Below are 7700 nucleotides of genomic sequence, written 5' to 3'. Positions count from 1 at the left end.
GCGCTCCACCGCCTCGCGCAGGGGCTCGACCGCCACCGCCATGTGGTGGCCGTTGGCGTGGATCAGCCGGTCGGCGTCGAGCATCAGCCCGACATGGCCCTTCCAGAACACGAGGTCGCCGCGCTGCAGCCCGTCGAGCCCCGGCGCCAGGGGGGTGCCGAGCGCCCGCTCCTGCTGGTCGGCGTCGCGCGGGCAGGGCCGCCCCGCATTTTGCAGGCAGAGCTGCACGAGGCCCGAGCAATCGAGGCCGAGGCTGGTGCGCCCGCCCCAGAGATAGGGCGTCCCGACGAGCCGCTCGGCGGTGGCGGCGAAATCCGGTTCGGCGGTCCCGAGCGCGACGGCATGGCCGGCAAAGACGAAGCCGCCCCGCGCGAGCCGCCAGTACTCGCCCTCGCGCGCCTCCGCCGCGAAGGCCGCGCCGAGGCTCAGATGGGCGAGATGCGGCCGCTTCAGGTCGGGCGCCGGGTAGACGAAGGTGCGCAAGGCGGCGACCCGATGGGTCGGTGCCGGATCGGCGGGCCCGAGCGCCTCAGCCGGCAGGTAGCCGACATAGCCGTCGCGGGTGAACTGAACCCAGGCGAAGCCGTCGCGGGTCTCATAGACCGTCACCGCGTCGCCCATCACCGCCTCGGTGTCGAGCCCGGCATCCGGGCGCGGCGCGCGGCGCAGGGGGGCGGAGGGCAGGACGACCCGCGCCGCCTCGCCTTCGACGTAGCGCTCGGCCGCGACGACGCCCTTCAAGCGGATGTCGGCGAGGTCGGGCCGGGCCGGGGTGAGGCGGGGATCAAGGGTGTCTGGCATCGCGGAGCCGTGCCTGACGCAGGATCGGGGCGGGATTCGGGATGGATGGTCTTTTCGCACGGGCGAATTTCGGCAGGCACGGATCGATCTCGGAGCCGCGCCCCCCTGTGCTGCGCCGCCGCGACATTTTGACCATCGCCGGCCGTCCACGCCGGGCGGGCTCGTCAACGAATGTGCTGGCGCCGCTCCGGATCGGCGCGCATCCTGCATGCTCGACGAGCGGGGCGTCCGCCCGGCAGCCATGCGGCCGGCGGTCCGTCACGTCCGATGTGTGTGCAATGCACAAACCGGATGGGCCGTCCTATGATCGGTGCATGAAGACCGCGAGTCGTGCCGTGAAGAAAACCCCCAAGAGCTTCCAGGATCTGCCTCCGATCCGGGTGCGGCGCGAGCCGCCCACGGTGGCCGAGGCGGTCGCCGCCGCCCAGGACCTCGCCGACGACGTCGAGCAGCAGGTGGAGATCGCTTGCGGGCTGATCGGCCTCGGCCCGGACGAGGTGCGCCCTCACGTGGTCGCCGCCGCCAAGGCCGCGGCACGCCCGTCGCACCGGCCGCAGGAGCAACGCATCCTGGCGCCGACGAGCCCGAACCGCGCGCCGCCGCGCGCCGTCATCGTCGAGCGCCGCAGCCGCCCGACGGTGGTGGTCGAGCGCCGCAGCCGGCCCCTCGACCCGCGCCGCTGACGGTTACCAGGCAAGTTACCAGGGCAGCGTCTCGCCCCGATAATCGAGGAAGGCGAGATCGGTCCGGCCGGCCCTCGCCTCGATCACGTCCGCCAGCCCGGCCGCGCTCGTCGCCACGTCGAGGTCGGCGCCCTCGCCGCCCATATCGGTGGCGACCCAGCCCGGATGCAGCAGCAGCACGCCGAAATCGCGGTCGGCGTGGCGCGCCGCGAAGCTCCGGGCATGGGTGTTCAGCGCCGCCTTGCTCGCACGGTAGTTTTCCCAGCCGCCCTCGGTGTTGAGGGCCACGCTGCCGAGCACCGAGGACATGAAGGCGAGCGTGCCGCCGGGCGCCAGCCTCGCGCGAAACGCTTCCGCGAACAGGATCGGGCTCACCGCATTGGTGAGGTACACCTTCGCGTGGACCGCTCGCGACACGGCGGAGAGCGGCCGGTCCGCCTCGATCAGAACGCCGGCCACGACGAAGATCAGATCGAATCTTTTGTGGCCCAGGCGCCCGTGCAGGGCCGCGACGGCGGCATCGTCGTCGATATCCACCGTCTCGACCTGCACGCCTTCCGCCGCGAGACGTTCGAGGCTGGGCGCGGGACCGCGCCGGGTCGCCGTGACCTGCCAGCCGCGCCGCAGAAACGTCTCGGCGAGGCCGAGACCGATCCCGCGGGAGGCGCCGACGATCAGGGCGTGTTTTTGTGAGTCAGGCATGGTGATCGCCTCGCTGTGGAGCGTCGTCTTCGTCCGAAAGCCGGCAGCGATCTCTCGGGACGATTCAGCCGAGTTCCGCACCAATCGAGGGACCGTCAAGCGCTCCCTTTAGGGCCGCATGGAGCTTCGGAAGATGCTCGGCGCCCACGAGAAGCTCCGCGAGCGTGAAGCGGCGGGGCTTGGCCGCCGGTTCGCCTGACCGTGTCGGAACGGCCTCGCCGATGTTCCTGTCCTCCACGCGCTTCGCCATGATACGCCCCCTGCAGCCGCGGCGACCACGATGACACGCTCGGACCTGCCGGGCGAGCCGCCTCAATCCCCCGTCTGCACCGTCCAGGTCGCGTGGCGCACCTCGGGCCGCTTCTCCAGATCGGCCACCACGGCGTCGAGGTCCTTGGAATGGACCGTCGTCGCGGTGAGCGTGGCGATGACATCGACGGTGGTCTCGCCGCGCTCCTCCACCTCCGTCGTGCCGACGGGGTAGTCCGCGGCCTCCAGGCGCTCCACCAGCAGGTCGCGGGCGAGGCCGGCGGACTCGGCCGGCACCGTCACCTGTACCTCGTAGGTCGCCTCCGTCGCGCTCTCGTCGATGGGGATGCGGTCGATGATGTTGACGAGCGGGCGCAGCAGCGTGTTGCCGGCGAGCACCGCGATGGTGACGAAGCAGGCCTCCAGCGGCATGTCGGCCCCGGCGAAGGCACCCACCGCCGCCGCGCACCAGAGGGTCGCGGCGGTGTTGAGGCCGCGCACGTTCATCCCCTCCTTCATGATGACGCCCGCGCCGAGGAAGCCGATACCGGAAACGACGTAGGCGACGACCCGGGTCGCCCCCTCGCCGCCGGTCAGGCGCATGCCGAGATCGACGAAGGCGGCGGCGCCCAGCGCCACCAGCACGGCGGTGCGCAAGCCCGCGCTGCGCTGCCGATACTGCCGCTCGACCCCGATCAGGGTGCCGAGGCCGAAGGCGACCGCGAGGCTGATGCCGGTGTTCAAGGCTTCGGGCGTGGGAAAGGGAAAGGGGCCGGGCATCGAACCGTTCGGGGACCTTTTCGGGATCGCGGGGTTTCCCCGCTGTCGCACGAGCGTGACAGTTGCGTGACGCGACCTCACCGTTCCGCCCGCGCGCGGCGATGTGCGGTCAATTTGCCCAGGGCAAGCGGTGGGAGGCGGGATTGACGCGGCGACCGGGCAACGGGCACACCGGCAAGATTGTGGGAGCCATAAGAAAAACCCACGCGGAGGAGATGCGGATGCGGCAGGATCGTTCGCCTGCGACGGGCGCCGAAGCGCGACCGGCGCGCGGGATGCCGGCAGGGGCGCGCGCATGAGCGTCGAGGCACTCGCCCGGCCGGCGGCGGAGGCGGCGCCGGTGCGCGACCGCATCCTCCAGCTCCGCGACGGACTGAGCCACGGCCTGATCGGCGCCGACAAGCTGGTCGAGCGCCTGCTGATCGGGCTGCTGACCGGCGGCCACCTGCTGATCGAGGGCGCACCGGGGCTCGCCAAGACCCGCGCGGTCAAGCGCCTGTCGGACGGGCTCGACGGCTCCTTCGCCCGGGTGCAATGCACGCCCGACCTCATGCCCGCGGACCTCACCGGCACCACGGTCTGGCGCCAGGATGCGGGCACCTTCGAGTTCCTGCCCGGCCCCCTGTTCCACTCTCTGATCCTCGTGGACGAGGTGAACCGCGCCCCGCCCAAGGTGCAGTCGGCCCTGCTGGAGGCGATGGCGGAGGGGCAGATCACGGTCTCCGGCCACACCCACCGCCTGCCCGACCCCTTCATGGTGGTGGCGACGCAGAACCCGATCGAGCACGCGGGCACCTTCCCGCTGCCCGAGGCGCAGCTCGACCGCTTCCTGCTCCACGTCGTCGTCGAGATGCCGGACGAGGCCTCCGAGCGCCGCATCCTCGACCTCGTCGAGGGCGAGCTGAACCACCACGCCGAGGCGATGCCGGTGAAGCTGTCGGTCGCCGAGGTGATCGCCGCCCGCGAGGCCGCGCTCGCCACCTACGTCTCGCCGGCCCTCAAGGACTATCTCGTGCGGCTCGTGGCCGGCACCCGCGGCGACAGCGTCGCGCCGGAGCTGCGCGCGGCGATCGAGCACCCGGCCTCGCCGCGCGGAACGCTGGCGCTGATGGTGGCCGGCAAGGCGCGGGCCTACCTGCACGGCCGCGACCACGTCGTGCCCGAGGATATTTCCGAATTGGCCGCCGACGCCCTCTCGCACCGCATCGGCCTGACCTGGCGCGCGGCGGCCGAGGGGCGCACCACGCGGGGCATCGTCGGCGGGCTGGTCGAGCGGACGCGGGCGCTGTAGCCGCCATGACCGCGAGCGCGGCCCCATCGAGCGACCCGAGCGACCCGTCCGGTGCCCCCGGCATCCATCTCTCCGGCGCCGGGCTGATGAGCCTGCGCCATCTCGCCCGGCGCGGCGTCTCGCCCTCGACCCGCACCATCGCCGGCCTGCCGGGGGGCATCGTCACGCGCAAGCGCGGGCGCGGCTCGGAGCCGGACGACGTGCGGCCCTGGTCCGAGGGCGACGACCGCCGCTTCATCGACCGCAACGCCACCGCCCGCACCGGCGAGCTGCACGTGCGCACCCATCACGACGAGCGTGACCGCGCCGTGGTGCTGCTCGCCGACTTCCGGCCCTCGATGCTGTTCGGCACCCGCCGGGCGCTCCGCTCGGTCGCGGCGGCGGAGGCGTTGGCGCTGCTCGGCTGGCGCATCGTCGGCGATGGCGGGCGCATCGGCCTGATCGCCGCGGGGGCAGGCGAGCCGTCGGTGGTGCGCCCGGCCGGCGGCGAGCGGGCGATGACCGCCGTCACCGGGGCGATGGCCCACGCCCACGCCGCGGCGCTGGCGAACCCGGCGGCGGACGACCCGCCGCTCACCGACACCCTGGCGCTCGCCCGCTCGCTGCTGCCCTCCGGCGGGCACCTCGTCGTCGCGAGCGCCCTCGACGCGCCGGGGCCGGATTTCGAGAGCCTGATCACCGCGCTCGCCGAGCGGCTCTCGATCCGCCTGCTGCTGGTCAGCGACGCCTTCGAGCGGGTGCGCCCGGCCGGCTTCTACCCCTACGCCCTGCCGGACGGACACCGCGGCACCGTCCAGGCCCGCCGCGGGGCGCCGGCCGTGGCGGAGGTCGATCCGCGCCTCGCCCGCCTTCACGCCTGCGGCATCGAGGGCCTGCGCATCGATGTCGAGGCCGGGCCGGAGAGCTACGCCCCGCTGATGGAGCGGCTCGATGCGGTGCTGTGAGACGCGCTTCCCCCTCCCCCCTGTGGGGAGGGGCCAGGGGTGGGGGTGGTTCAGAAGACACCGCTTCGCCTCATCCTGCGCCACCCCCACCTCCAACTCCTCCCCACAAGGGGGAGGAGAGCGGGTGCAGCGATCATGACGCCCCCCGACCTCTCCGCCCTGCGCGGCCTGCACCTCCCCACCGGGGGCAGCGCCGCGGTGCAGCCCGAGATGGTGGCCGCCATCGTCGTCGGCTTCGGCCTCGCGCTGCTCGTCGGCGGGATCCGCCTCCTCCGGGCGCGGCGCGGCGCCTCTCTGCGCCGGGCCGCCCTGCGCGAGCTGGCGCTCGCCGCCCGGCTCGAGCCCGAGGCCCGGCGCGTCGCGCAGGCCCGTCTCCTGCGCCGCGTGGTCCGCACGCTGAAGGGCGAGGAGGCGGCGCGCAGCCGCGGCCCCGCCTGGGCCGCGACGCTCGATGCCACCTTCGGCACCGACTTCTTCCGCAACGGCCCCGGCCGCGTCTTCGCCGACGACCTCTATCGACGGCCGGACGCCGTCGATCCCGCGGCCATCGATGCCGGCCTCGGCCGCATGCTCTCGCAGATCCGGGCCTGACCCCCGATGCCCGCCTGGATCACCGCCCTCGCCTCCGCCTTCGACTTCGCGACGCCACTCGCCCTGCTGCTCCTGCCCCTGCCGCTGGCCGCCCGGCTGATCCCGCCGGAGCGCGAGGGCGGCAGCGGGGCGCTCCGCGTCCCGCCCTCCCTCGTCCTCGGCGCGGAGCGGACCGAGAGCATCGCCGCCCGCGGCCGGCGGCGGCTCTGGCTCATCGGCACGCTCTGGGTCGCGCTCGTGGTCGCGCTCGCCGGTCCCCGTCTCGTGCTGCCCGCCACCGCGTTGCCCGCCTCGGCCCGCGAGATCGTGCTCGCCCTCGACCTTTCGGGCAGCATGGAGCGCAAAGACTTTTCCCTTGACGGCGAGACGGTGAGCCGGCTCGCCGCGGTGAAGCGGGTCGGCGCCGAGTTCATCCGCCGCCGGGCCGGCGACCGCATCGGCCTCGTCGAATTCGCCGATCAGGCCTACGTCGCCGCGGCCCCGACCTTCGACACGGCGGCCGTCGCCCGCACCCTGGAGGAGGCGACGATCGGCCTCGTCGGGCGCTCCACCGGCATCGGCGACGGGCTCGGCCTCGCCCTCAAGCGCCTCGCCCCGGCCCAGGTCGCGGCCGCCGACGGCGAGGGGCCGCCCCCATCCCGCGACAAGGTCGTGGTGCTGCTCTCGGACGGCGCGAACAATGCCGGCCAGACCGCGCCGAAGGACGTGGCGGCTTTGGCCAAAGAGCTCGGCGTGCGCGTCTACACCATCGCGCTCGGCCCGATCGACATGGCCGACAACCCCAACAACGAGCAGGACGTGGTCGATGTCGAGACCCTGCGGGCCATGGCCGAGACCAGCGGCGGCCGGGCGTTCCGGGTGAAGACCACCGACGATCTCGAGAGCGTGGCGAACGCCATCGACGAGCTGGAGGGCGGGCGCGCCAAGGCGCCGCCGCTGCCCCTGCGGCGCGACCTCTGGCCCTGGCCGGCGGCGCTGGCCTTCCTCTGCGCCTGCGGGCTCCTGGCGACGCGGCGCAGGACATGATCGGGCCAATCGCATGATCGAAACGCTCACCCTCCTGCGCCCGCTCTGGTTCCTCGCGCTGCCCGTGGTGGCGGTGCTGGCCCTGCGCGCCGCGTGGCGCTCGGCGCCGCTCGGCGACTGGAGCAAGGCGGTCGATCCCCACCTGATGGCGCTCTACGCCCGCCGCGGTGCCCTGCTCGGCGGGCGGCGGCAGGCCAACCTCGCCGCCGCGCTCGCCGCCGGCATCCTGGCCCTGGCCCTCACCGGTCCGGCGGTCGAGCGCCCGGAGGCCGCGACCTTCCGCAACCTCGACGCCACGGTGGTCGTGCTTGACCTCTCCCGCTCGGTCACCGAGGGCGGGCGCTTCAAGGAGGCACGGCAGGCGGCGCAGGCGGTGGCCGAGGCCGCGGGCACCCGCTCGCTGGCGCTGATCGTCTACGCCGGCGACGCCTACACCGCGCTCTCGCCCACCAACGACCGCGACAGCCTCGCCACCACCCTGTTCGCCCTTGACGCCGACACCGTGCCCGACCGGGGCAGCCACCCGGAGCGCGGTCTGGCTCTCGCCCGCCGGACGCTGGCCGAAGCGAATGTCGTTGCCGCCGACGTGGTGCTGATCTCCGACGGCGACGGCATCGGCCAGGCCGCCGAGCG

At 73.7% G+C, this 7700-nt stretch carries 10 protein-coding genes; 6 read left to right on the top strand and 4 right to left on the bottom strand.

Features of this window, described 5'->3' with window-relative positions:
- On the bottom strand, positions 1 to 801 hold an 801-nt coding region (locus tag MFF42_RS10615), incomplete at its 3' end, for a C40 family peptidase (protein WP_238255728.1).
- 314 nt (positions 802 to 1115) lie between these two features.
- Between MFF42_RS10615 and MFF42_RS10610 the strand changes: the two genes are divergently transcribed.
- Positions 1116 to 1484: a hypothetical protein gene (locus MFF42_RS10610; protein ID WP_238255727.1), complete on the top strand. Its 369-nt coding sequence runs from the start codon at positions 1116 to 1118 to the stop codon at positions 1482 to 1484.
- A gap of 15 nt (positions 1485 to 1499) precedes the next feature.
- On the opposite strand, the gene MFF42_RS10605 is transcribed toward MFF42_RS10610, so the two are convergent.
- The 3 genes from MFF42_RS10605 to MFF42_RS10595 all read right to left on the bottom strand — a co-directional run bounded on the left by MFF42_RS10605 (position 1500) and on the right by MFF42_RS10595 (position 3215).
- Positions 1500 to 2186, bottom strand: coding sequence for an SDR family oxidoreductase (locus MFF42_RS10605; RefSeq protein ID WP_238255726.1), 687 nt, complete (start codon positions 2184 to 2186; stop codon positions 1500 to 1502).
- Between the two features lie 64 nt (positions 2187 to 2250).
- On the bottom strand, positions 2251 to 2436 hold the full coding sequence (locus MFF42_RS10600) for a hypothetical protein (RefSeq protein WP_238255725.1): 186 nt from the start codon (positions 2434 to 2436) through the stop codon (positions 2251 to 2253).
- A gap of 62 nt (positions 2437 to 2498) precedes the next feature.
- Positions 2499 to 3215, bottom strand: a complete 717-nt coding sequence (locus tag MFF42_RS10595; protein ID WP_238255724.1) for an MgtC/SapB family protein — start codon at positions 3213 to 3215, stop codon at positions 2499 to 2501.
- Positions 3216 to 3510: 295 nt separating this feature from the next.
- On the opposite strand from MFF42_RS10595, the gene MFF42_RS10590 reads away from it, so the two are divergent.
- From MFF42_RS10590 to MFF42_RS10570, 5 genes are all read left to right on the top strand, one after another.
- On the top strand, positions 3511 to 4506 hold the full coding sequence (locus MFF42_RS10590) for an AAA family ATPase (protein WP_238255723.1): 996 nt from the start codon (positions 3511 to 3513) through the stop codon (positions 4504 to 4506).
- Positions 4507 to 4511: 5 nt separating this feature from the next.
- Complete coding sequence (locus tag MFF42_RS10585) at positions 4512 to 5450, top strand: DUF58 domain-containing protein (protein WP_238255722.1); 939 nt, start codon at positions 4512 to 4514, stop codon at positions 5448 to 5450.
- Between the two features lie 132 nt (positions 5451 to 5582).
- Complete coding sequence (locus MFF42_RS10580) at positions 5583 to 6041, top strand: DUF4381 family protein (RefSeq protein WP_238255729.1); 459 nt, start codon at positions 5583 to 5585, stop codon at positions 6039 to 6041.
- A gap of 6 nt (positions 6042 to 6047) precedes the next feature.
- Complete coding sequence (locus MFF42_RS10575; RefSeq protein ID WP_238255721.1) at positions 6048 to 7067, top strand: VWA domain-containing protein; 1020 nt, start codon at positions 6048 to 6050, stop codon at positions 7065 to 7067.
- A gap of 13 nt (positions 7068 to 7080) precedes the next feature.
- A partial coding sequence (locus tag MFF42_RS10570) for a VWA domain-containing protein (RefSeq protein ID WP_238255720.1) occupies positions 7081 to 7700 on the top strand: 620 nt, incomplete at its 3' end.

The organism is Methylorubrum podarium (assembly GCF_022179745.1).
In the GTDB taxonomy this organism is placed as follows: Bacteria; Pseudomonadota; Alphaproteobacteria; order Rhizobiales; family Beijerinckiaceae; genus Methylobacterium; species Methylobacterium podarium.
This window is presented reverse-complemented; position numbering and strand designations above follow the sequence as displayed.